A 24352-nucleotide genomic window follows, 5' to 3' on the forward strand; every position below is an offset into this window, starting at 1 on the left:
CCAACAGATCCAGCACCCGTTCGAGAGGCTTCCTCATGAACCATCCCGGTTTCTTCCGCAAAGCCGGGCCGTTCACGCTGGCCGAGGTTGCCGCGGCGACGGGTGCCGAGGTGCAGGGCGAAACGGGCCAGGCCGACCGGCTGGTGGACGATGTCGTGCCGCTCTCGGAAGCCGGATCAGGGCAGCTCTCGTTCTTCGAGAACCGCAAGTATCTGCCGCAGCTTCTCGCAACGCAGGCCGGCGCCTGCCTTGTCGACCCTCGCTTCCTGCCGCGCGTGCCGGCCGGCACCGTCGCGCTGACGACGCCCACTCCCTACCAGGCCTTCGCCAAGTCCCTGCTCCTGTTCTATCCGGAAGCCATGCACAGCAAGGCTGCGGAAGGCGGAACCGAGGAGCGGATCGCGCGCTCGGCGGTGATCGAGGACGGCGCCATCATCGAGCCGGGGGCGATCGTCGGCCCGGAAGCCCGCATCGGGCGCGGCACGCGGGTGGCTGCGGGCGCCGTCGTGGGATACCGCGTGACCATCGGGCGCGACTGCTACATCGGCCCCCTCGTCTCCGTCATTCATGCCCTGATCGGGAACCGGGTCATCCTGCACGCAGGCGTCCGAATCGGGCAGGACGGCTTCGGTTTCGCGATGGGCCGGACCGGGCATCTCAAAGTGCCGCAGGTGGGGCGTGTGATCATCCAGGACGACGTGGAAATCGGCGCCAACTCGGCCGTCGACCGTGGGGCGCTTAAGGATACCATCATCGGCGAAGGCACAAAAATTGATAATCTCGTGCAGATCGGGCACAACGCGGTGATCGGACGGCATTGCGTCATCGTCGGGCAAGTCGGCATCGCGGGATCGGCCGAACTCGGCGATTTCGTGGTCATGGGCGGCCAGTCTGGCGCAATCGGCCACATCAAGATCGGAACCGGCGCACAGATTGCCGGCGGCTCTCACCCGAAGGGCGATGTGCCGCCGGGAGCGGTGCTGGCGGGTACGCCCGCGCGGCCCTTCAGGCAGTGGGCTCGCGAAGTTGCCGCCGTCCAGCGGCTTGCGCGTCGCTCCATCGACGACGACGACGCGGACGGCAAATGAGATTGAATTGATCCTGTTCCTTTCGGCCCCGAAAGGTCAGGAGAAAGACGGAGTGTGATGGGGATGGACGACGCGACCAAGCAGGCCCTGCCGAAGACGGCGGATATCGGCAAGATCTTGAAGCTCTTGCCGCACCGTTACCCGTTCCTGCTCCTCGACCGGATCTACGACATCAACGGCGACGAGACGTGCGTCGGCGTCAAGAACGTCACCATCAACGAGCCATTCTTCCAGGGCCACTTTCCGCAGTACCCCGTCATGCCGGGCGTCCTCATCATCGAGGGCCTCGCGCAGACGGCGGGCGCGCTCTGCGTGCACAGCCTCGGCGAAGACTACAAGACCGAGCTCGTCTACTTCATGGGCATCGACAAGTGCAAGTTCCGCAAGCCGGTGGTGCCGGGCGACCAGCTTCACTACCACGTGCGTAAGATCCGCAACCGCGGGCGCGTGTGGCGCTTCTACGGTGAAGCGAAAGTCGATGGGCAGACCGTCGCCGAAGCCGAGATCAGCGCGATGCTCGCCGACACCGCAGACGCTCGTGCATTCGCGGCGAGCAAGAATGGCTGATACGAACATTCATCCGACTGCGATCGTCGAGGACGGCGCAACACTCGCCGACGGCGTCACTGTCGGGCCGTTCTCCATCGTCGGGCGCGATGTCTCGCTCGGCGAGGGCGTCGTGCTCCACAGCCACGCCGTCGTGACGGGGCGGACGACGATCGGGGCACGCACGCGGATCTTCCCGTTCGCCTCCATCGGGCATCAGCCGCAAGATCTCAAATACCACGGCGAGCCCTCGACGCTGTCGATCGGTACGGATTGCATGATCCGCGAAGGGGTCACGATCAATCCCGGCACCGAGGGCGGCGGCATGTCGACGACGGTCGGCAACGGCTGCGCGTTCCTCGCCAATTCGCACGTGGGCCATGATTGCCACGTGGGCAACAATGTCATCTTCTCGAACAACGTCATGCTGGCCGGGCACGTCGAGGTCGGCGATTTCGCGATCCTGGGCGGCGGCGCGGCCGTGATCCAGTTCGCGCGCGTCGGGGACCACGCGTTCCTCGGCGGCATGAGCGGGCTCGAACAGGATCTCATCCCGTACGGCATGGCGCTCGGCAATCGCGCGTATCTCTCGGGCCTCAACATCGTCGGCCTCAAGCGGCGCGGTTTTTCCGCCAGCCAGATCCACGACCTGCGCCGCGCCTATCGGCTGATGTTTGCGGCCGAAGGCACGCTGCTGGAGCGCGTGGACGACGTTGCGCAGGAATTCCGCGATCATCCGACGGTGATGGAAATCATCGCGTTCATCCGGGCCGGCGGAAAGCGCTCCATGTGCACGCCCAAAAACGCGGCGGACGCCTGATCGGCGTCCGCGTTTACGTTTTCACGTCGCTGAGATGATCCGCGAGGGGAGCGACGCGTTTCACGCGCGCCCGGCGCACCGCTCCTGCCTACTGGCCTTCCGCCCCACCGCTCCCACTCGTGCCTTCCGAGATGCGGGTTTTAGTCTGGGCGTGAGACGAGATCGTGCTGAAGTAATCCTTTTCGTCGCCAATGGTGAGCATCGGCGAACAATTCGGCGTGCAGGTATAGGACTGACGCTCTCCGGCCTTGTTGAGGTTCACGGTGCGGACCTCGTCTCGCGTCACGATCACGCGCTGGTCCTGGATGATGTTACGCTCGCCGTCGAGCGCGATGATGTTCGTGATACCGAATGTCTTTCCGGTCACGACGAGCAGGTTGCCGCCCTGGACGGTCACGTCCGCGATCGACGGATTGCCGATGATGACGCTCGACACGGTGCGCGGAAGGCGCAGGAGCTGCGACTGGTCGTAGGCGACCACGAGATCGGCCGCGTGCGCCGGAGCGAGGGTCAGCGCGCCCCCGGCCAAAAACGCGCCGAGCGCCATCGTCACGGCGCGGCGAGCTTGCCACGTCTGGCGCGCGAAGAGGGCGTGGGTCGGCAGCATGGGGCGGGCACTCCTGTCCCTTTGGAACTCTTTGCCATTTGGCGCCGATATCATGAATGAAGATTTAACGGACGACCGGCTTTGAGGCTCGCGCCCGCCCGGCGGGAACCTTCTTTGCGTTCGCCGGTTATGCAGGCGCGCGTCTTCAACGAGGAGCCGTGAAGAGGAGCCGTGAATGTCTCGCCCGACCGTTTTGATTGCCGTCGCCGCCCTTGCCGTCGTTCTCGTCGGCATGATCGTCATTGCGCAGGATAGGGGCCCCTCTCCCGTCACGGGCGGCGCAGAGACGCGTGTCGATGCACCGGGGACGCGCGTCGAAAGCGACAACACAGGCACGACCGTCAATGCTCCGGGGACGTCGGTCGACACGAACGAGAGCGGCACCCGCATCCAAGCTCCTGGCGTCGATATCACGGTGCCCCGCAGGGATAACGACTGACCGACGACGACCCGGCACGCTCCGGAACGGCAGCCTGTGAAGATCTTACGCGTTTGTCTTTCCGTTATAAGATAATTCGTCTTATTCTTATGGCTCGCTGACTCGTTTGTTGGGGGACTCAGACTGTGACCTCGCTCGAGCTGCTGCATTCGACTGGCCTTCTGGCTCACCTGGAGGTGGGCTTTCGCTTATTGCTTGCCGCGGCGCTTGCCGGCCTGCTCGGCTGGGATCGCGAAGAGCAGGCTCGACCCGCCGGTCTCAGAACCTACATGCTCGTTGCGCTCGCAGCCGCCGTGTTCACGGTCATTACGTTCGAGATTTACGAGACGGTGCGTCAAAGCCAGATGCAAGCCAACGCCGATCCGATCCGTATCATCGAGGCGGTGACGGCGGGCGTGGCGTTTCTTGCCGCCGGCGTGATTATTCAGGGCAGGAACACGGTACGCGGACTCACGACCGGGGCCGGGATGTGGATGGCGGGAGCGCTCGGCGTCGCAGCCGGCACGGGCAATTACCTGCTCGCCATCATCGCCGCGCTGCTCGCGTTCGGCATCCTCAAGCTCGCGCACTTCGCTCAGCCGCAGCCGGACGTGCCGCGCAGGCCGACACTCATCATCGAGACCGTAGAAGACGAAGACACCGAGCGGCGGCCGTAGCTTCGGCAAGGCGTTCCGCCATTCTCGCCTCCGCCTCCGCGTCGCGCCCCCATAGGTCGCTTTGCCAGCGCTCGTCGACCGTCGCAGCGGCCCAAACCTCTTCAAGAGTGAGCCGTCCTTCGACGTGGGCCAACGCCAGAATGGCCGACCCCGTCAACGTCGTGAGCACGTGCGTGGCGGCGAGGCTCAACGCGTCGAGGGGGGCGAGCGCGCCGCGCACGGACGCGATGGCTTCGGCTGGCTGATCCACCGGCATCAAGCCGGCCTGAACGGTCAAGCCGGCGCCCAATGCGTCCCGCGCCCACGCGAGCGGCGGGTCCCACGCCTCCGCCTGACGGCGGACCAACCCCTCGGGCGCCTCCGCGCGGTAGCAGAGGAGATCGCTCGCCGCGAAGGCCGCGATGTCATCGGCGACCTCGTGCATCTTGTCGGACACCGCATCGATTGCTGTGTTGGCGAGCCGCGTGAGAGGCATGGTCGCCGGATCGATCCGTTCGCCCTGCGCCTCCCATTCGGCGGCCACCGCTTCGGCGAGGGCTATAACGCTCACCGCAAGCAGGCGCTTCCCCGGCGTGCGGACAGGCCGCCCGTCGAGCAGGATTGCGAAAGCGCCGTCACGGGACTCGACCGACGCCGACTTGTAGAAGCGCTTCGGCAAAGGCGGCCGCAAGGCGTCTTTGACGGGAACCGTCATCGGCTCCTTGCCTTGTCCGTTGGCGCTCCCGTTCGCGCTCTTACGTTCGTCTTCCGTCATCCTACCTGCCGTTCGAACATCAATCGGTCGAGCGTCCGCCCAAGCTCGGCACAATCGGCGGTGACGTGGTGGGCGCCTGCCGCCCGCAACGCATCCACCGGGTGATACCCCCACGCCACGCCGATGGACGACGTGCCCGCGCCCAGCGCCATCTCGATGTCGAATGTCGTGTCGCCGATCATCACCGTATCGACAGGCTCGGCCACCGCCTCGCTCATGGCGGCGAAGATCATCGACGGATGAGGCTTCGAGGGGTGCGTGTCCGCCGTCTGGATGGTGCGGAAATGATGGACGATGCCCTCGCGCTCAAGCACGGCGTCGAGCCCGCGGCGCGATTTGCCGGTGGCGATGCCGAGCGATACGTCCTCGCGGGCGGCCAGACGATCCAGCACGTCGCGTACGCCATCGTAGAGCGGCTCGGTGTGATCCGGACCGAGACGCCGCTCGCGGAAGGCCTCTTTGTAGGCCTCCGACAGGCGCTCGATCACGACGGGATCGGTCTCCTCCGGCACGAGGCGCGCGATGGCCCAGTCGAGGGAGAGGCCGACGACGCCGACGACGCTTTCGCGCGGGGGCGCAACGCGGCCTTGCGACGCGAACGCATCCGTCATCGCCGCCACGATCATGTGCTGGCTGTCGACGAGCGTGCCGTCGCAATCGAAGATGACGAGCTTCACAGGGGGGCGCGCGCTCGACATGGCGTCACCCGTCGTCCTTGTCGAAGCGGCGGACATCGAAGCCGAGGAGATCCCACGTTTCCTGCATATGCGGCGGCAAGGGCGCGGTGACGTCGATCTTGCCCTCGCGGGCAGGATGCGGAATCACGAGGCGGCGCGCGTGGAGGTGCAGCTTCGGCGTAATGTTTTCTGCGGGCAAATCCATGCCGCCGTCATACTTGTTGTCGCCGACGATGGTGTTGCCGATCAACTCCATGTGCGCGCGAAGCTGGTGCTGGCGGCCCGTGACCGGCTTCAGGGACACCCAGGACGCCTTGTGCGCCGCGCGGTCAACGACGGAATAATGCGTCGTCGCGTGCATGGCTTCTTTCTGCTCGCCGGGGCGCGCTCGACGCACGCGGTCGCCGTCTGGGCCGGCCGCCTTGACGAGGGGCACCTCGATCTTTCCCTGATGCGGCTTCGGCACGCCCTTGACGAGAGCCCAATAGGTCTTGGCGGCCGAGCGCGTCTGGAAGGTGCGGCCGAGCTTGGCAGCCGCTGCGCGGTGCTTGGCGACGAGCAGCACGCCCGTCGTGTCGCGGTCGAGGCGATGGACGAGGCGCGGACGGTCTCCGAAGCGGTCGGCCATTCCGGCAAGCATGCCGTCGATATGCCGACGCGTGCCGGTGCCGCCCTGCACGGCGATGCCGAACGGCTTGTCGAGGACGAGCACGTCATCGTCCTCGTAGAGGATCATGCTCTCGATCAGATCGCGGTCGGCCTTGGAGGTGGAGGGCGTGGTTGATTTGCTGCTTCCCTGTCCGCCTTCGCGAGGCGTGCGTGCGGCTTTCGGAACGCGAACCTGCGCGCCCGCTTCGAGGCGCTCGTTGGCCTCGACACGGCGCGCATCCACGCGCACCTGGCCGGAGCGCAGGAGCTTTTGCAAATAGCCGTGACCGATCTCGGGAAAGTGCGTGCGGAACCAGCGGTCGAGGCGCATGCCAGCCTCGCGCTCCGCGACCTCGATCGTCTCGACGCGCTCGTTTGAGCGATCCGTCATGTTCTGCCGGCGCCTTTCTAAAGAATGCGAGCCCTGCGGCTCAGCCGGCTTCGTCACCGGCAAATGGCGTCGCGACGATCCAGCCGACGATCCAGCCCACGACAAGGGCGGCGAAGTTGGTCGCGATGAAGGCCAGCATGTGCATGCTGCCCGCCGAATCCGGGCTGTCGAACGACTGCTGAGCCACCACCCAGTTGGCAACTTCCGAACTCAGATACAGCACGGCGACCATAAGACCGGCGAGAGCGAAAATCATGGAGACGAGATAGCGCATGGGCCCTCCTCAGCGCGCGGCCGGTGCCGCCTATTTCACTTCCCAGAACCAGATCTCTCCGGCCTCGGCGTAGTTGGAGTAATAACCGAGCCAGGAGAACCACTCCATCAGCCACTTGGCAGACGAGCGATAGCCGTTCCAGACATCGATGTGATCCCCGGTGGGGCGGCCCGAATCTGTGGAGCGGCGCCAGTAGTCCTGGATGTAGATGATGCCGGTGCGGCCGAAGATCTTGGGATAGAACTCGGCGGCCTCGGCGGCTGCGTAGCGCTCCCTCGGTCCCAGGCCCGCGATGCCGCCGCGCGCGATACCGTTTGCGAGCTGTGTGGCATTGATGAAGTGCATGTCGGAGCGGGGATGGACGCCGCAATGGGTGATGCCGGAAAGCTGAGCCGGCTGCACGCCAGCCTGGCGCAGCGCGATGCCCATGCGGATCGCACACTGGTTGGAGAACACCGGGAACCCGCGCAAGATCGCCCTCCCCTCCATGTTGGTGAGGTTGTGCGGCGCAATGCAGGGCGACTGCATGCTCTGATTGATCGGATGCCCGCGCCAGAGATCGTTGAACTCAATCATGGAACGCTTCCCCTACCCCTTACTCGCAGCACGTTCCCCGCCGTTTCGGCCGCGGGGCGGACTATAGGACGGCGGGGTGGGGCTTGACCAGATCGTCCTCGGCCTGGCTTCGCTTGACGGCTCAAGCTCCGGCAGGGCAGGCGCCGGGCCGATGCCGCCCCCTGCTCGGCGAACCTATTCGCAGGGGACGGAGACCGTCGAGCCGATGGCCGGGACGAACTTCTTGCAGAGGTGCTCCGCCTCGGCGGCCGCGACGGGCTCGGGCTCTTCTTCGCGGGGAATCGAATGTTGCATCAGCGCAGAGCTGCCGGTGAGGCGCGGACCGGTCTCGACCTTCTCGGCCTGGGTCTCGGGCGCGGCCTCGACGACGGCGGGTTCGGGCTCGGCCTTGGCGATCTCGGGTGCGGGGGCTGGCGCAGGCGCGGCTTTGACCTGCTGGGCCTTCGCCTTCGCGGGCTGCGCCTTCCTGGCGGCCTGGCTCTTTGCGGGGGAGCGCTGCTTCTGCTTCGCCTGATGACGCCGGGGCTGCTTGCCCCTGGCGTTCGGGTTCGGCGTGTTGACGACCTCGGGCGTGTACTCGCAAGAGATGCACGCCTCGGCCGGTGTGCCGAAAAGTGTTGCCGAAGCCAAAAGTGCAGTGGCGATCGCGAGAAAGATCCGGGTCATGTTCGCCTCCCACACGAGCACAGAATCTATCTTGGCCCGCGAATGATGTCCATCAGGAAGCGGATCATGCGCTGAAGTCGCGTCTCAAGCTGTCTCGCAGGAGACTGGTGGCAAAACCTGCCGGCCGACTTGGCATCCGTGATGATTTCCCGCTGACAATCGCACCTATCTCATTGACTACAATTAATATTTTCTATTTTTCGTCGAATCGGGCCACCCTGTCCCAGAGTGGATAAACAAACGAAGGGCCTGGTGATATGCGGCCGGCAAGCCGAACACGACGGGCATGCGCGTTCGCACCATTCGCTATCGCGCTCGCTACTGCCCCCCAGGTCTGCGCTCAGGACCTGATAGCTCCCAAGTGGATGCCCTGGCTCGAACTCGGCGGCTTCTACGGCTCGAACGATTCAAGCCGCGGCGAAGCGGCCCTCTGGGTCCCGCTCGCACAGAGCCACAACTCCGTTCTTTTCGGCGAAGCCCGCGGCAAGCTCTTCGAGGACGATATGCGCGAGGGCAACTTCGCGCTCGGGTACCGGCAGATGCAGGCCAACGGCTGGAACCTCGGCCTCTGGGGTGGCTACGACATCCGCGAAAGCCAGTTCGGCAACACCTTCCACCAGTTCGCGGGTGGGATCGAAGCCCTCTCCGACCGCTGGGACGTTCGCGCCAATGCCTACCTGCCGCTGAACGACAGCGAGACGCTTTTCAGATCGTCGACGTTTACGCCGACGGCCGCGCCAATCATTAATTTGACCGGCACGAGCATTGGCCTCACGACGACCGGCATCACCACGACGACGATGCTCGACGAGCTCGCGCTTCACGGTTTCGACGCCGAGATCGGCGCCAAGATCTTGTCGACCCCGCTCGATCTCACCGGGCCTAGCCACGAACTCCGCCTCTATGCGGGCGCCTTCCACTTCGATCATTCGGATTTGCCGAACTCTGTCTCAGGCCCGCGTGTGCGCGCCGAATGGCGTATGGACGACGTGATCGCTCGCTGGGCAGGTTCGCGCCTCACGATCGAAGCGGAGTACTCTCACGACCAGCTACGCGATGACCGCGTCGAAATCGGCGCACGCCTGCGGCTGCCCTTCGGCGACAGCGGCACGCGCGTCGCCTCCCGCTCGCTCACCGCGCAGGAGCGGCGCATGTCGGAAGGCTTGGAACGCGACACCGACGTCGTCACCGGCACGACCACCACGTCATCGAGCAGTGCTTCCAGCATCACAGAGGCCGTCGAGGACGCGAAAACCGGCGTCCGCTTCGACCGCGTCGCCAGGGCCGACGGCGCGGCAGACATCACCACCGCCTCCACATCTGCAGGCGCGAACTCCCTCATCATCGCCACAGGCAACATCAACGGCGCTCAAGAACTGCAAGGCGATCAAACGCTGCAGGGAGGCGGCTCAACCATTCAGGTGCGCGGCGTCACGTCCGGAATCGTCGTCGATTTCACGGCACCGGGTTCGCGACCAGCGGTGACGCATGACGCCTACTTCGGTCCCGTTCTGGCCGCCTTGTCTTCAAACACGCACATTGCGGGCTTGGACTTGACGGGCGGCGGCTCGAATTCCAACAACTTCGGTATTCAGGTTTTCTCAGGCAGCACCAACGTCCATATCGATTCCGTCAACGTGTCCAACACAAACCACGTTGGAATCTTTCTGGGATTCGAGACGTCGGTCGCCATCTCCAACAGTCTAGTGCAACAAACTGCGTCTCACGGCATCCATATTGAAAGCAACAGTTCGTTGACTGTGTCGAACACAACAATCGTCGATCCTGTCCGCAGCGGTATCTTTGTTGGCACAAATAGCTATTTGAGCGCGACCGACATCGAAATGCGCAATGTCGGCACGGACGGTCTTTATTTTGTGCTCGGAGGCACCGCGCGTATTTCCGGCATGACTATCGAGAACGCCGGGAACAGAGGCATCCACGTATTACACAACACCGATCTAACCCTGAACGAATCGGTTCTGAAGGGGACATTTGGCGGCGAAGGCATCCTGGCCAGCGGCAGCAACATCACGTTCAGCGGAGCGGGCAACACGGTCGAGCCCGGGACGACTTTTGGTAATGGGTTCTGCAACGCTGCCGGGGTGACGGGCAGTTTGGAGTTCAATATCGGCAATTGCCCATAGCGCCGAGTTCGCGCGTCAGCTTTCGCCGCCGCGCTTTTTGCGCAGGCTATCCCAGTAAGATAGGCGTTTGGCCAGCTCGCGCTCGAAGCCGCGCTCGGGCGGATCGTAGAATTTGGGGCGCCGCTTGAACTCGTCCGGGAAGTAGTTCTGGCCTGAGAACGCATCCGGCTGGTCGTGATCATAGAGATAGCCGTCGCCGTAACCTTCCTCTTCCATCAGCTTGGTCGGCGCATTCAGGATGACCTTCGGCGGGCTCAGAGACCCATGCTCTTTCGCGGCGCGCATGGCGGCTTTGTAGGCCACATAGTTCGCGTTCGATTTCGGCGCGGTGGCGACGTAGATCACGGCTTCCGCCAATGCCAATTCGCCTTCCGGACTGCCGAGAAAATCGTAGGCGTCCTTCGCGGCATTCGCGACGACGAGCGCCTGCGGGTCGGCGAGGCCGATGTCCTCGACCGCCATGCGCACGATGCGGCGCGCGAGGAACAGACGATCCTCGCCGCCGTCCAGCATCCGGCAGAAGTAGTAGAGCGCGGCGTCGGGATCGGAGCCGCGCACGGCCTTATGCAGCGCCGAGATCAGGTTGTAATGGCCTTCGCGACTCTTGTCGTAGAGCGGGGCGCGACGCTGGACGAGCTTCACGAGCGCTTCGCGCTCGAGCGGCTTCGTGCCGGGCTTCACCGTCGCGAGCACTTCTTCGGAGAGGTTCAGGATCGAACGGCCGTCGCCGTCCGCCATGGACTTGATGGCTTCGCGGGCGTCGGCGTCGAGCGGCAGCTCGCGCCCCTCCTCCGCTTCGGCGCGCTTGATCAGGTCTTCCAGCGCGTCGTCGTCGAGACGGTTCAGCGTGAGCACGGACGCGCGAGAGAGCACGGCTGCGTTGATCTCGAACGACGGGTTTTCCGTCGTCGCGCCGACGAGCGTGATCGTGCCGTCTTCCATGTACGGCAGGAAGCTGTCCTGCTGGGAGCGGTTGAAGCGGTGGATCTCGTCGATGAAGAGCAGCGTGCCGCGGCCTTGCTCGCGGCGCGCCTTGGCCCGATCGAAGGCTTTGCGCAACTCGGCCACGCCCGAGAAGATCGCGGAGAGTTGCTCGAATTCGAGCTTCGTCTCGTGCGCGAGCAGGCGCGCGATGGTGGTCTTTCCGCACCCCGGCGGGCCCCACAGCACGAGGCTCGGCAGGCGGCCTGCGCTGAGAAAGCGCGTCAGCGTACCGTCAGGCCCGACGAGATGCGGCTGGCCTGCGACTTCGGAAAGCTTGGTGGGGCGCAAACGGTCTGCGAGCGGGCGCGGCGCGCCCTTCTCCAGCCCGGCCGCTTCGAAGAGATTGCTCATGGGGAGATGTTAGAGACTTTCCAGTCGAGATTGAAGTAATGCGCCGTTGTGTCCTGGCTGCCGCCCCCTCCCCTTGTTATCCCGGAAAGGCGAAGCCTTATCCGGGACCCAGTGCAAGACACGTCGAAGACGCGATATTTCGCGGTAGGAGCTTTTCCTGGGTCCCGGCTCTGCGTTCCGCTGCGCGCCACTTGGCCGGGATGACAGGAGCGCTATCCCGGCACCTGAAGGTTGAAGACCTTATCGGCGCGACGCACCGCCACCGACCATAACCGCTGACGGCCTGCGAGGAGAGCTTCGAGATCGCCAACGTTCGCGACCGGAGCCTCGCCGATTTCGACGATGACGTCGCCCGGCTGAAACCCGAGGCGCGCGGCCGTGGAGCCTCGCCGGACGGACACGACGACCACGCCTGCCGCCTCGTCAATTCCCAGTTCGTCCGCAACACCGGGGAGAATGTTCGAAACGCGCGCGCCGTCGAGTGGGTGGCGGCCCACGAGGTTGCGCACATCGTCCCGCCCCGGTTCCGGCGCTGCGATAAGCGGAAGCTCCACCGTCTGCGGCTGACCCTTGCGGATGACGTCGAGGCGTACGGTGCTGCCCACGCCGCGCGTCGTCAGGCGATACTGAACCGCGCGGGCATCGGCGACTTCGAAGCCATCGACGTGCACAATGACGTCGCCGGCTTCGAGCCCGGCCTCGGCCGCGGGACCCCGATCCGATACACGCGCAACGACGGCGCCGGCAACGCGCGACAGGCCCAGTGCGTCGGCCATATCGCGCGTGACGGTTTCGAGGCGCGCTCCAAGCCAGGGACGCTCGATCGGACGGCCCTCGACCGCGCCTTCCACGTAGAGCTTCACGAGGTTCGAGGGGATTGCGAAGCCGATGCCTTGCGAGCCGCCGGACTGAGAGAAGATCATGGTGTTGATACCGACGAGCTTGCCCGACATGTCGACAAGCGCGCCGCCCGAGTTGCCGGGATTGATGGCGGCGTCCGTCTGGATGAAGATTTGCCCTTCGTGGCGCCCCACCTCCGTGCGCGCGAGCGCGGACACGATGCCGCTCGTCACCGTCTGTCCGACGCCGAACGGATTGCCGATGGCGAGCACCATGTCGCCCACTTCCAGGCTGTCCGAATCCTCGAAGTCGAGCGTGGGGAACGTCTGGGCGCCCGCGTCGATCTTCAGAACGGTGATGTCGGTCTTGTCGTCCTGGCTGATCACGCGCGCGTCGAACTCGCGCTTGTCGGCCAGCGCCACGCGGATCTCCGCTTCGCCGCGTCCGCGGATGACGTGCGTGTTGGTGACGACGATGCCGTCGGGGCTCACGATGACGCCGGAGCCGAGCGAGCTCTGGATGCGCTCGGACGGCTGGCCGAACGCATCGCCGAAGAACTGGCGGAAAAAGGGATCGTTCGCGAACGGCGAGGAAAACGTCTGCACGCGCCGCTGGACGTAAACGTTCACCACGGCCGGCGCCGCGCGCCGCACGATGGGCGAGAACGAATACTGCACAACCTCGCGGGAGGTCGGGACTTGGCGTTCCACCTTCGGCTCTGCGCTGCCGCCGCCGAGAAGCTGATCGAGGAACTGGGCACTCGCGTGTCTCTCGCCCGTGGCGACAGCGAGCATTCCGGCGAGGGTCGCCCCCCCGAGGACGGCAATCTTCTTCAGATTGAATCGCATGAAATCGGTTTCCTGCGCGTTCGGCTCAAAAGCGGTCGCGCAGGATATAGGGTAAGGAGGCAGCCGGCGGAAGCCGGTCAGCGTGACGCGATCCGCTCCCGATGGGCATAAGGCGACCAGGCGCCGTCCATCGACGCGTTCTGGGCCGGGCGACGGTTGTGGACCATGTGCCGGGCCGAGCGCGTTCCTTCCACGGGACGGCGCGGTGCGCGCGCCTCGTAGTTCGCCCATTCATGGGCCGAAACCGCCTGTTCCACCGCGGCCACCTCCCGGCCGTTTCCGGTGTTCCACGCGCGGCTCGCCAGGAACTGGCGCTCTCGGCTGTCGTCTCCATCGAGGGGGGCCGGACCCGCATATTGAACCCGCACCCGCCCCGTCCCGCCCGACTTGAGAGCGAGAACGCGCGCCGTCTCACGCGAGAGATCGATCATCCGCTCCCCTACGTAGGGGCCGCGGTCGTTGATGCGAACCATCACCGTGCGTCCGTTGGCCGGGTTCGTCACATAAGCGTAACTCGGCATCGGCAGCGTGGGGTGGGCCGCCGTCAGCGCGTACATGTCGAAGATCTCGCCGTTCGCGGTTTTACGACCATGGAACTTCGGCCCATACCACGAGGCGATGCCGACGCGATCGTAATCGGGCTGCTCGCGCGGATGGTACCAGCGGCCGCCGACCTGATAGGCCTGCCCCACCTTGTAGTGGCCGCCGCCCTTGGGGATGCGCTCGCCCGGCCCGACGACGCGGCGGCTGGCGGAGACGCCCCATTCCGATTCCGGAAACAACGCCTTGCTCGCGGACCGGCTCGGCTGGCTGGCTGCGCCGGAACCCGACGTCAGGCTGCTGGAGACAGAGCTTTGGCTGCTTGCGCAACCGCCCATGGCGGTCGCCGCGACAGCCGCCGACACGGCAAGCGCTGCGATGCTACGCGCGCTGTCAGAAAGCGCCCTGGGGGCAATGGATCCTATTGAGCCCGGCGCGGCTGCGCCTGGACCATGTATACGCGACATAACGCCTACCCCGGCTCCTTTTGCGGAGCCTTTCCTGCCTAGATGCTTGCCGGGCGCCACTGTTCCGTGGTCTTCGCCGAAAAGCCCTCGCAGGATGGCAGAGAGCGATTGCGATCCCGTTAAGCGGGGGCCGGCGACCGAGGCGGGCCGCCTTTCCCCGCGCAGGGCGCAAGCTGGCCTTGAGAGGGCGCCAGGGACTGTGTAGGGTCCGGCGCTCCCGAGGCAGGCGCCTCTCCGGGACGCGGGGATGGGTGGTCGAGTGGTTTAAGGCACCGGTCTTGAAAACCGGCGTGGGTGCAAGCCCACCGTGGGTTCGAATCCCACCCCATCCGCCATCTTATCGCTCACGCGCCAGAGGCGCTCCGCGGGGGCGGCGCTTGCGCCGGGTCGCCTTGCTCCCGAGCTCTGCGGGCTTTGTGGAGAGTTGGAAATTTCTCCCTTCAGGCCCGCCAGATTTACAAACAACGCGTCATCAGATCTGCACCGCGAACTTTCGAAATTTTTCACGAGGCCAATCAAGCTTCCGGGGCCGCAACGGGTTGCATCACGCGGCCTGAGCCAACGGCTCCAACGGAGCATCGTTGTCGGCGCAGAGTTCCAACTCAGGGCGGACGGAAGCCCCGGCATCGACTTGGCCTCGGCTCAACGGCCCCCGGTAAAGCGACAAGAGAAAATTGCGCACCTCGGACGCCAACAACTGTGCTTGCTCGGACAACGTGCCTGACGCGTTCTTGGTCGTTGCCGCGAGACTATCGGTCTTCTCGGCGTTCTCTGTGACGCCGTGTATGTTTTCGGCAACCTCCCTAAACCCCGCGAATGCCTGCTCGACGTTGCAGGCAATTTCATTTGTCGCCTGTGTTTGGGCCTCAACCGTCACTGCCACCTGAGCTGTCGTCTGATCGACCACGCCGATAATGCGGCCCACGTCGGCAATTGCCTCGACGGCATCCCGCGTCGCGCTCTGGACTTCCGCAATGTGCGCACCGATTTCCGCCGTTGCCTTCGTCGTCTGGTTCGCCAGAGTTTTCACCTCGGCCGCAACGACCGCGAAACCCTTGCCGGCTTCTCCGGCGCGGGCCGCTTCGATTGTCGCGTTCAATGCGAGCAGATTTGTTTGGCCCGCGATGCCGCTGATAAGCTCGGCCACCTGCCCGATCCGCTCGCCCGCGGCGTTCAACATCACGATGGTGCGCTCAGCCGCCGCGGCACGCCCGACCGCCTCGTTCGTCATCCTTGCCGAACGCTCAGCCTGAACGCTGATTTCCTTCGCCGAACTCGTAAGCTCGGTGCACGCGGCCGCGATCGTCTGCATGTTGGCTGTCGCCTGCTCCGTTGCGGCCGCGACAGACGTCGCGCGCTCCGCAGTGGCATTGGCCCCGGTGCTCAGGCCGGCGGCCGTCGCGCCCAGGCTCTCCGATGCGCTGGACACCCCCTCCACGATGGCACCGATGTTGTTTTCGAACTTCCCGGTCTCGCTGGCCAATGTCTCGATGCGCGTCTCGATCGCCGCCATCGCTTCATTAATAGTTTTTGCTCCGGCGAGAAGTGCACCGTGAAGTCCTTCCTCGCGGATCTTCCGGAAGTATTTGTTTGCGCACACCGCCTGCATCGCAGCGGCCGATTCCCGGACGTAAGCGTCACACCTGTCGATCATATCGTTAGTCGCGTGTGTTAATTGATCAAGGTCGCCCCCCTCCCGGACGCCAACCAAGCGGGCTTCGAAATTCCCCCTTGAAACGGACCGTGAAACCTCCAGCATTTCGTCCACAAACCGGCTGACGCGAAAGAGAAGAAACGCACCGAACAGGCTCGCCATCAACGCGATCACTCCGGCGGCCGTCCCAACCACCGGCCGGCCCAACGCGTACGCGACAACGGAAACAGAAATCGCAGCAGCGGCGGCGACGACCGAGGCGAGAGCCTTGGAGAGCGAGGATACGTTAAAGAGCCAGGACAAATTCCTCATAGGAGCTCCCCCTTGATTTCACAACATCCTGAAGGTGCCGAAAGCTGGCCGAAAGCCCGTCTTTCCCGTTTTTATACGTCGCCTCAATCCGCAGGAGATCCGCGTAAAGGGGGTCCACGGCCTCTATCGCGGATCGTTTTGGCACCCGCCTGTTGGAATGAAACCCAGCCACCCCGCCGTTTGGATCAAAGGAAGGTGTGACGTGCGCGAACACCCAGTAATGGTCGCCGCACTTGGTCATGTTCTTGACGTAGGCAAACACCTCCCGGCCTTCGAACACGACGTCCCATAAGAACTTGAAGATTGCGCGCGGCATGTCCGGATGCCGAATGATCCGATGCGGCTGACCGACAACCTCCGCCTCGCTATAACCGGCTATTTTCAGAAACACCTGGTTGGCATACGTAATCCGACCTTTGAGATCTGTTTTTGAAACGATAATGTCGCTCGCATCGAAATATCTCTCGATACCCGTAGGGGTTATGACGCCAACCATCGAGGCCTCCTTTAAAGACCCCACATTGCCCTCAATTCGCTAAATAAAATGCAAACGGATTAACTACGGCGACGAATGTCTATTCAACGTATTAATATAATTGCCGATATGGAAATGTTTTAACTTTTAAAACCGCCATTCAAAACTTTTCGACTGGATGGGAGGTCATGCGCGTGCTTGGAAGACTAGGTCTACGCCCCCTGGGCCGACTGAGCAAAATCCCTCGATTTGGCAAGGCTCATCCGGTCCAGCGCAAACAGGGAGAGATCAAATTTGCTCGCTCCTTCGGTCGCCAAGTCTGCAAGGATCTCACCGATTGCACTTGCGAACTTAAAGCCATGCCCCGAACACGGAGACGCAACGATCACCTCAGGACACTCCGCCAGCCGGTCGAGAATGAAATGCTCGTCGGGCGTGTTCGTGAACATGCACGTTCTGAGGGCGAGAATGTCGCCATCGGCTGCCGGGAAAAACGCAGCCAGACCCCTTCTGAGGGCATCTTCGTCGGCGGATGTAGGTTCGCGTGAGAGGCCGTCTGCCGGACCGTGCTCCTTGAAGTGATGGTACAGACCGATCTTGAACCCAGGCACGTTCCATTCCGGAAACTGATAGAAGTGACCAACGTCGCTTTTCAGATTGGAAACGGGAAAGGCTCCCGGTTCGAACAACTTCGGGATCTTCGGCCGGAACCAGCCGAGCACTTGCCGCTCCGGCACCGCGAGCGATTTCAGCATCGGTACCAATTCGCCGACCCACGCTCCAGCGGCGATGACGAGTTGGCCGGTTTCGTACGTCGCACGGTCGGTCCGGACGCGAACTCCGCCTCCCGCTATCGGCTCGAAGTCCACGAAGGATTCTCGTGCACGCAGGGATGCGCCAGCGTTCAACGCCAGCTTGGCGGCCGCGACGATCGCGCGCTCCGATGCAACGAAGCCGCCGTCCTCCTGGTAGAGGGCCATATAGTTGGCCGGAAGTGCGTATCCAGGATAGCGCGATGCGACCTCTGAGGCCGTCAACAGCTCATGCGACAGGCTATGCAGACGGCAACTCTCAAGCGACTTTTGAACGATGTCGCTGCCTTCCTGGCCGATATCCATGGATCCGGTGACGTGGAGGAGCTGCTCGCCTGCCAACGTCTCTGTCTCGCGCCATAGTTCGTAAGCCCGCCGAAGGATGGGCACGTAGCTCGGATGCTCGAAGTATGCGAGCCGGATAATGCGGTTGACGCCATGCGAGGAACCCATAGCGTTTGGGATGTCGTATCGTTCTATGCCGAGGACGCGCTTCCTCCGTCGCGCCAATTGCCAGCAGGCCGCAGATCCCATGCCGCCCACGCCGACAACAATCACGTCATACGAGGTCATGTTCGCTTCACCGAAAGGATCAAAGAAGCACTGGCCGCGCCATGCGGACATGCGGTCGGTCCACGTTTGTATACAGGCCGCCTCGCGTGGAGAGAAGGCCTCCAATTGCTCGATGTTCGCCAGCGAATGCCGCCGCAGAACGCATCCGCTCCGCGCAGCGAAAAGGCCCTAAGCGGCGGGTAAATCCTCACGCGCGACGGGCGCAATCTTCTCGATGCGAACCGGAAGCGATTTGACCGCCGGCGTCCGGCTTTCCTCGGCAAACTGCCAGAGCGGAACGAGCGGATTGCATTCCGGGAAGTACGCGGCGCAATTGCCGGGGGGAATGTCGTATTCCAAAGCCGCGAAACCCGCGACACGATGCTCGACGCCGTCCTCGACAGCGGTTCTGAGCGCAATCTCCGCTTCTTGAGAGATGCCAAAGCGAAGCATATCGTCCTTGTTCATCATCACGACCATCCGCGATCCGTAGATCCCCCGGAATCGGTCGTCGTCACCGTAGATGGTGGTGTTGAACTGATCGTTCGAGCGGAGCGTGATCAAGCGCAGGACGTCGCCATCCCGCCCGTCGTCGAAACTTGCGCACAGCGCTTTCGGTACTTTGAAATTCGCCCGTTTCGTATCTGTTTCCCAAATCCGGTCCCTGGCTGGGACGGGTCGCGGAAATCCGCCGGGAAGATCGAGACGCTCGTTGAAGTTTCGAAACTGATCCGGATAGGTCTCTTCGATCGCATCGCGCACGAGGCCGTAGTCATCCACCCACGCGTCCCAAGGCACCTTCGGATTGGGAGGCAACGTCGCCTTGGCGATCTCGGCGATAATCTTCGGTTCCGACAACAGGTGCTCGCTTGCGGGCTCCGCGATTCCGCGCGACGCATGAATGCAGGTGGTCGAATCTTCGATGGTCACGATCTGGGGGCCAGACTTCTGCTCGTCGATTTCGAGCCTAGATAGACACGGCAAAAGATACGTGGTTTTCGCTGCAAGAAGGTGCGTGCGATTGAGTTTCGTTGCGATCTGGACGGAGAGGTCGAGGTTCGTCCAAGCCGGTTCCATCAGACCGTGCTCCGGGGCGGCCCGCACGAAGTTTCCGCCCAGACCGACGAAGGCGCGGACCGTACCGTCGAGCACGCCTTCGCAGGTTTCGATGGTGGCTCGACCGTCTTTCCTGGGAGGCGAGAAGCCGTACTGCTCGGCCAAGCGATCGAGGGGAACGAGTTCGGTCTTGTCGGCAATCCCGACGGTGCGCTGGCCCTGCACGTTGGAATGGCCTCTGACCGGACATATGCCCGCGCCCGGCCGGCCGATGTTGCCGCGCAGCAGCAGGAGATTGACAAGCATCTGCACGTTGTGGACGCCGAGGCGATGCTGCGTCAGGCCCATGCCGTAAACTGCTATGACGGATTTGGCCTCGCTGTAGGTCTTGGCCGCGGCTTCCAGAGACGCGCGATTGAGGCCGCTTTCCTGTTCGATGTCGGCCCAGGATGTTTCTTCGGCGAATGCGCGAAACGTCTCGAAGCCATGGGTGTGCGTGCCGATGAAGTCGACGTCGAGGATGGAGCGTTCTCCACGCTTTCGTGCGGCACCGTCCCAGTCGAACAGCGCCTTGGCCACACCGATCAGCGCTGCGATATCGCCCCCTGCCCTCACCTGATAGTATTGCGTCGCGATCCGGGTCGCGTCTTGTGCGATCATCTGGCCGGGACGCTGAGGGTTGACGAATTCCTCCCAACCCTTTTCGCGCAGAGGATTGAAGACGACAATTCTTGCGCCGCGCTCCCGGGCCTCCTGAAGGCTATGCAGCAGGCGCGGCGAATTCGTACCGACATTCTGACCGAACGCGAAGATGCAATCGGTCGCCTCGAAGTCTTCGAGCAGCACCGTGCCAACGGGTGTGCCGATGCTTTCGGGAAGAGCCACGGACGTCGTCTCGTGGCACATGTTCGAACTGTCGGGAAGATTGTTGTTTCCATAGAGGCGCGCGAACAGCTGATACATGTAAGATGTTTCGAGGGACGCGCGGCCCGACGCATAGAACACGACGGATTCGGGATCAAACGCCTTGAGCTTCGTTCCGATATCGCGAAATGCCTCGTCCCAGCTCACCGGACGATAGCGGTCGGTCTCGCGGTCGTAGCGCATAGGGTGCGTGAGGCGGCCTTCGTTCTCCAGCTCGAAGTCGGACCAGCCCAGCAATTCGCTCACGGAATGTCCTGCAAAGAATTCAGGCGTCGCCCGGTTCGAGGTCAGCTCCCAGAACGTCGCCTTGGCGCCGTTCTCGCAGAATTCGGCGTTGTGGGGGACGGCCGGCTTTGCCCATGCGCAACTGGTACACATGTATCCTTTGGGCTTGTTGTGATAGCGAAGGAGATCCGGCGCGGTGCCGATGGCGCCCTGCCGCGTCGAATGACGCACCAGCGATTTGACAGACCCCCAGCCTCCTGCCGGGTGATCGTATCGCTCGAACTCCACATCGTCCGACATCCACCTCTCCCAATTGGGCCGCCGCATATGCCGAGGCTGCCTCATTGGCTAACCTGAGGGTGATGCGATGGTTCCATCCGGCTCGGCGGCGATGGGTTCAACGCATCGCCTCAGCACGTGGACAGCCACAAGACGCCCGCAAACGATATGGCCACGGCCGCGAACGCGGCGAGTGCGCCGTAGGTGGATACCCTGGCCAGAAATCCTGCGGTCGCATCGGATGGCGTCCGGCGTCTCTCGCTGCTGAGGTGGCGGTAGAGAACGAAGCTCACGACGAGGCCAACGGCATAGAGCGAGATCTGCTGGAGACGCTGCAGGCTTATAGATCCGAAAAGCTCGACCTCGTGCCATGCGAGGCGACATCCGACGGCCTGCATGCCGTAGATCACGACAAAGACCGCGGCCCAGGCCACGAAGCCTGCGGCAACAGCCGACAACCGGCCGGCGCTGTCGGAGCGGACATTCATCACGCAGGCTCCGATCCGACGAGCCCAATCAGCGCGGCCACAAACGCCAGTCCGACGACCGTCGCGACGGCACAGTAATCGTGCCACTGGCGGCCTATCCGCAGATCGAGCGTGCGGAGGGCCGAGACCTTGCCGCTGTGAACGCGTGCCGCGCCGAACAGAGCAAACACCGCGCCAAGCGCGTGATGGCTCGCGAGATAGATCAGGATCACGAAGATCGCGGCCGACAGCGCGTGCGCTGTTAGAGACGGCACGCCTGCGATAGCGATTCCGAGAAGGACGACGGATGCCAGGGTGTGGCTTGCGGCGCACGCACCGAGAGGGACGAACGGGCGCCGCCCCGCCATATGCACGGCGCGCGCACCGAAGGCAGCAGCGCACAGGGCCGCGACCGCAGCGGAAGCCGGCCAAAGGACGCCGAGATCGGGCAAAACGGACGGTGGCCAGTTCGGCGCCGAGACCCACAGAAACAAGCTGCCAAAAAGCAAGGACACGTAAAGGGTGGCGTTTGCGGCAAGCGTGAACGCCATGGCCCACCAGGACGGGGCATCCCTACTTTCGTAATGATATTGGGCCGTCTCTCCGCGTCCGATCGGCACCGGGCCCGTATCCGCTTCAAGGCCCGTATCCCGCGTCCAGAGGAGAAAGCACACGACGATTGCAGGAAGTGTCGCGAGGGCCATCCAGTAGAGCTTCAAAAGCATCAGCACGAAGAACGCGCCGGTCGCGATCGCGGTGATGAGCGGCCGATAGGTTTGCCGCGGCAGGACGATAACGTGTTCGACATCTCCCCCGATCATTTCAACGCCCAGCGTCTCCATATGGCCGTGACGTGTAAACGCGAGATAGCCGCGCCCTCCCGCCAACTCTGCCGCGAGCGGGCCGGGATCGAGCCTATCGGCCCGACGGTCGATCGTCGGCAGAGACGCGAAGTTGTACGACGGAGGCGGAATGGGCATCGCCCATTCGAGCGTCGCTGCGCTCCATGGATTGCGCCGGCTGCGCGGCGTGAAGCGCATCAGCAGCAGGAGATCGATGACGACGATGGCAAAGCCGATCGTCATCACGAAGCTTCCGATGGATGAAATGAGGTTCAATGTCTCCCAGCCGAGTTCTGGAATATACGTGTGAATGCGGCGCGGCATTCCGCGAAGACCCGTCAGGTGCATGACCAGGAACGTGACGTTAAAGCCTGCGAAGATCGTCCAGAACCCGATTGCGGACATGTAGCGTGACGGGAGCCGGCCCGTCACATGCGGGAGCCAATGATAGGCGGCGCCGATCATCGGCAGAACGAAGCCGCCGATCAGCACATAGTGCAAATGCGCCACAACGAAGTGCGTGTCGTGCGCCTGAAGATTGAACGGCACGATTGCGAGCATGACGCCCGTGAGGCCGCCGATCACGAAGACGAAGAACATTCCGAACACGTAGAGCATAGGTAGCGAGTATCGCGGCGTTCCATGCGAAAGCGTGGCCAGCCACGCAAAGATTTGAACCGCGGTCGGGATTGTGACCAGCACGCTTGCGGCCGCAAAGAAACTCAGCCCGAGATGGGGGATGCCCGTCGCATACATATGGTGCACCCACAGCCCGAACGACAGAAACGCCATGGCGATCACGGCAACGACGATGGCGGTGTATCCCACGAGGGGGCGGCCTGCGAACACGGGCAGAAACGTCGAGACGAGCCCGGCGGCCGGAAGGAAGATGATATAGACCTCGGGGTGCCCGAACAGCCAGAACAGGTGTTGCCATAGCAGCGGATCGCCGCCGCGCGCCGGATCGAAGAACGGCAGATCGAAGGCGCGCTCGACTTCGAGCAGGATCGAGCCGAGGATCAGCGGCGGGAAGCCGATCAGCATCATCAAAGCGACAACCAGCATGTACCAGGCAAATATCGGCATCCTGTCGAGCGACATGCCGGGCGCGCGCACCTTCAACACGCTGGCGGCGATCTCGACGGCGGTGCAGATCGCGGAGATCTCGACGAACGCAATGCCCAGCAGCCAGAGATCCGCGTTGATGCCTGGCGTATAGGTCCGCGAAGAAAGCGGGGTGTACATGAACCAGCCGGAATCGGGCGCCACACCCGCAAGCAGTCCGACGATCAGCATCGTTCCGCCGAACAGATAGCACCAGTAGCTGTAGGCGGTGAGGCGCGGGAACGCGAAGTCGCGCGCGCCGACAAGTTTGGGGAGAAGGTAAATCGCAAATCCTTCGAACAGCGGAATTGCGAAGAGGAACATCATGATCGTTCCGTGCATGGTGAAGATCTGCGCGTACAGACCCTCGTCCATGAACGCGCTCGCAGACGTTGCGAGCTGCGTGCGGATCAGCATCCCGAGGCCACCGCCGATGGCGAAGAAAACGAACGCCGTTATGACGAAACGCTTGCCCAGAACACTGTGATTGACCGCGGCGAGACGCTCGATGCCGGTGCCTGGTCCCCAGATCGCCGTGAGCTCCTTGTGCAGCTTGATCGGCGAGGCGGTGCGGTGAGCTTCCGTCATGGTTGCCTCGCCCGGCTTTCGGCGTGCACCGACGCTGCGCGCGCAGCGTCCATGGCGCGCTTGTAGTCCTCCGGCTCGTGGGCGCGCACGGTGAAACTCATCCGCATATGGCCGAGCCCGCAATACTCGGCACATAGCCCGCTGTAGGTGCCCGGCGCGTCCGCGAGAAGCCGTAGCCTTGCGCGGTGGCCGGGGATCGCGTCGATCTTTCCGCCCAGGCGGGGAATCCAAAAGCTGTGAATGACATCTTCGCTCGTGGCCATCACGTCGACGACGGCCCCCGCGGGAATGTCGAGACTTGCAATCGTCGACGGTTGGCCGGGTTCGTCGAGATAGAAGAACTGCCACTGCCACATGGTTGCGCGCGCTTCGATGCGGACGGCATCGCCCTCCGGGCCGCCGAGCATAAGCAGCCGCTCGCCTTGCTCGAAAGAATAGACGAGAAGCGGAACGAGTACGGGGAGCGGAAGCACCAGCGCGCCGCCGACGATCCATGCGCGCGGGCTTAGAGATCGCCCGAACCCCGGCCGGAGCACCGTCAAAAGAAACAATCCCATGACGAGAGCGAAGAGAAGCGCCGCTCCTGACGCCATCACCCACCAGAGCGTTGCGACGGAGCCGGCAACCGGACCCGCCGGCGACAGCGTCGAAAGCTCCCCGGAGCAGCTCGCCAAACCGCCTGCGGCGGCAATCAGTGGGAACATTGCGCCCCTTCGCGATCTTAATGCGAAAAGGACGTGCGC

23 protein-coding genes and 1 tRNA gene are annotated in these 24352 nt (G+C 63.6%); 7 read left to right on the forward strand and 17 right to left on the reverse strand.

Going from position 1 to position 24352, the window contains the following annotated elements; all coding sequences use genetic code 11:
* Positions 1-35: 35 nt before the first annotated feature.
* The 3 genes from lpxD to lpxA all read left to right on the forward strand — a co-directional run bounded on the left by lpxD (position 36) and on the right by lpxA (position 2454).
* Positions 36-1088 carry a UDP-3-O-(3-hydroxymyristoyl)glucosamine N-acyltransferase gene (gene lpxD / locus W911_RS13290; RefSeq protein ID WP_023788063.1) on the forward strand — a complete coding sequence of 351 codons (1053 nt, stop codon included), beginning with the start codon at positions 36-38 and terminating at the stop codon, positions 1086-1088.
* A gap of 63 nt (positions 1089-1151) precedes the next feature.
* Positions 1152-1655, forward strand: a complete 504-nt coding sequence (gene fabZ, locus W911_RS13295) for a 3-hydroxyacyl-ACP dehydratase FabZ (RefSeq protein WP_023788064.1) — start codon at positions 1152-1154, stop codon at positions 1653-1655.
* A complete protein-coding gene (gene lpxA / locus W911_RS13300) occupies positions 1648-2454 on the forward strand; it encodes an acyl-ACP--UDP-N-acetylglucosamine O-acyltransferase (RefSeq protein WP_023788065.1) in 807 nt (268 codons plus the stop codon). The genes fabZ and lpxA overlap by 8 nt, the downstream gene beginning before the upstream one ends.
* An 88-nt stretch (positions 2455-2542) precedes the next feature.
* Here the strand turns inward: lpxA and W911_RS13305 are convergent, their stop codons facing one another.
* Complete coding sequence (locus W911_RS13305; protein WP_023788066.1) at positions 2543-3061, reverse strand: pilus assembly protein N-terminal domain-containing protein; 519 nt, start codon at positions 3059-3061, stop codon at positions 2543-2545.
* 175 nt (positions 3062-3236) lie between these two features.
* Here W911_RS13305 and W911_RS13310 point away from each other — a divergent pair, with 175 nt between their 5' ends.
* Positions 3237-3500, forward strand: coding sequence for a hypothetical protein (locus W911_RS13310; RefSeq protein WP_023788067.1), 264 nt, complete (start codon positions 3237-3239; stop codon positions 3498-3500).
* Between the two features lie 125 nt (positions 3501-3625).
* Positions 3626-4156 carry an MgtC/SapB family protein gene (locus W911_RS13315; RefSeq protein ID WP_023788068.1) on the forward strand — a complete coding sequence of 177 codons (531 nt, stop codon included), beginning with the start codon at positions 3626-3628 and terminating at the stop codon, positions 4154-4156.
* Here W911_RS13315 and W911_RS13320 read toward each other — a convergent pair.
* The 6 genes from W911_RS13320 to W911_RS13345 form a co-directional block, all read right to left on the reverse strand.
* Positions 4113-4910, reverse strand: coding sequence for an ATP12 family chaperone protein (locus tag W911_RS13320; protein ID WP_023788069.1), 798 nt, complete (start codon positions 4908-4910; stop codon positions 4113-4115). The two genes, W911_RS13315 and W911_RS13320, sit on opposite strands and share 44 nt — an antisense overlap.
* On the reverse strand, positions 4907-5608 hold the full coding sequence (locus W911_RS13325; RefSeq protein ID WP_174394677.1) for an HAD-IA family hydrolase: 702 nt from the start codon (positions 5606-5608) through the stop codon (positions 4907-4909). Before W911_RS13325 ends, W911_RS13320 begins: the two co-directional genes overlap by 4 nt.
* Positions 5609-5612: 4 nt before the next feature.
* Positions 5613-6626 (reverse strand): RluA family pseudouridine synthase, encoded by a 1014-nt coding sequence (locus W911_RS13330; RefSeq protein ID WP_023788071.1) that lies wholly within the window; start codon positions 6624-6626, stop codon positions 5613-5615.
* Between the two features lie 40 nt (positions 6627-6666).
* Positions 6667-6900: a hypothetical protein gene (locus tag W911_RS13335; protein WP_023788072.1), complete on the reverse strand. Its 234-nt coding sequence runs from the start codon at positions 6898-6900 to the stop codon at positions 6667-6669.
* Positions 6901-6930: 30 nt separating this feature from the next.
* On the reverse strand, positions 6931-7476 hold the full coding sequence (locus W911_RS17465) for a type VI secretion system amidase effector protein Tae4 (RefSeq protein WP_023788073.1): 546 nt from the start codon (positions 7474-7476) through the stop codon (positions 6931-6933).
* A 174-nt stretch (positions 7477-7650) separates the two neighbouring features.
* On the reverse strand, positions 7651-8142 hold the full coding sequence (locus W911_RS13345; protein ID WP_023788074.1) for a hypothetical protein: 492 nt from the start codon (positions 8140-8142) through the stop codon (positions 7651-7653).
* A gap of 365 nt (positions 8143-8507) precedes the next feature.
* Here W911_RS13345 and W911_RS13350 point away from each other — a divergent pair, with 365 nt between their 5' ends.
* Complete coding sequence (locus tag W911_RS13350) at positions 8508-10289, forward strand: inverse autotransporter beta-barrel domain-containing protein (RefSeq protein ID WP_023788075.1); 1782 nt, start codon at positions 8508-8510, stop codon at positions 10287-10289.
* 15 nt (positions 10290-10304) lie between these two features.
* On the opposite strand, the gene W911_RS13355 is transcribed toward W911_RS13350, so the two are convergent.
* The 3 genes from W911_RS13355 to W911_RS18910 all read right to left on the reverse strand — a co-directional run bounded on the left by W911_RS13355 (position 10305) and on the right by W911_RS18910 (position 14217).
* Positions 10305-11624 carry a replication-associated recombination protein A gene (locus tag W911_RS13355; protein WP_023788076.1) on the reverse strand — a complete coding sequence of 440 codons (1320 nt, stop codon included), beginning with the start codon at positions 11622-11624 and terminating at the stop codon, positions 10305-10307.
* Between the two features lie 212 nt (positions 11625-11836).
* Positions 11837-13312, reverse strand: a complete 1476-nt coding sequence (locus W911_RS13360; RefSeq protein ID WP_023788077.1) for a Do family serine endopeptidase — start codon at positions 13310-13312, stop codon at positions 11837-11839.
* Positions 13313-13389: 77 nt separating this feature from the next.
* Complete coding sequence (locus W911_RS18910; RefSeq protein ID WP_280113250.1) at positions 13390-14217, reverse strand: septal ring lytic transglycosylase RlpA family protein; 828 nt, start codon at positions 14215-14217, stop codon at positions 13390-13392.
* Positions 14218-14564: 347 nt separating this feature from the next.
* Here W911_RS18910 and W911_RS13370 point away from each other — a divergent pair.
* Positions 14565-14654 (forward strand) — tRNA-Ser (locus W911_RS13370).
* A gap of 209 nt (positions 14655-14863) precedes the next feature.
* On the opposite strand, the gene W911_RS18915 is transcribed toward W911_RS13370, so the two are convergent.
* From W911_RS18915 to coxB, 7 genes are all read right to left on the reverse strand, one after another.
* Entirely contained in the window at positions 14864-16285 is a 1422-nt protein-coding gene (locus W911_RS18915; protein WP_081717742.1) for a methyl-accepting chemotaxis protein, read from the reverse strand.
* The gene (locus W911_RS13380; RefSeq protein WP_023788080.1) at positions 16260-16781 is read right to left on the reverse strand and encodes a PAS domain-containing protein; all 522 of its coding nucleotides are present in this window, start codon (positions 16779-16781) and stop codon (positions 16260-16262) included. Before W911_RS13380 ends, W911_RS18915 begins: the two co-directional genes overlap by 26 nt.
* 191 nt (positions 16782-16972) lie before the next feature.
* Complete coding sequence (gene solA, locus W911_RS13385; RefSeq protein ID WP_023788081.1) at positions 16973-18196, reverse strand: N-methyl-L-tryptophan oxidase; 1224 nt, start codon at positions 18194-18196, stop codon at positions 16973-16975.
* A 117-nt stretch (positions 18197-18313) separates the two neighbouring features.
* Positions 18314-20629: an FdhF/YdeP family oxidoreductase gene (locus W911_RS13390; protein WP_023788082.1), complete on the reverse strand. Its 2316-nt coding sequence runs from the start codon at positions 20627-20629 to the stop codon at positions 18314-18316.
* 110 nt (positions 20630-20739) lie between these two features.
* Entirely contained in the window at positions 20740-21096 is a 357-nt protein-coding gene (locus W911_RS13395) for a hypothetical protein (protein WP_023788083.1), read from the reverse strand.
* Positions 21096-23609 carry a cytochrome c oxidase subunit I gene (gene ctaD / locus W911_RS13400; RefSeq protein WP_023788084.1) on the reverse strand — a complete coding sequence of 838 codons (2514 nt, stop codon included), beginning with the start codon at positions 23607-23609 and terminating at the stop codon, positions 21096-21098. Before ctaD ends, W911_RS13395 begins: the two co-directional genes overlap by 1 nt.
* The gene (gene coxB / locus W911_RS13405) at positions 23606-24313 is read right to left on the reverse strand and encodes a cytochrome c oxidase subunit II (protein WP_023788085.1); all 708 of its coding nucleotides are present in this window, start codon (positions 24311-24313) and stop codon (positions 23606-23608) included. The genes ctaD and coxB overlap by 4 nt, the downstream gene beginning before the upstream one ends.
* Between the last annotated feature and the right edge of the window lie 39 nt (positions 24314-24352).

The organism is Hyphomicrobium nitrativorans NL23 (genome assembly GCF_000503895.1).
GTDB classification, from domain to species: domain Bacteria; phylum Pseudomonadota; class Alphaproteobacteria; order Rhizobiales; family Hyphomicrobiaceae; genus Hyphomicrobium_C; species Hyphomicrobium_C nitrativorans.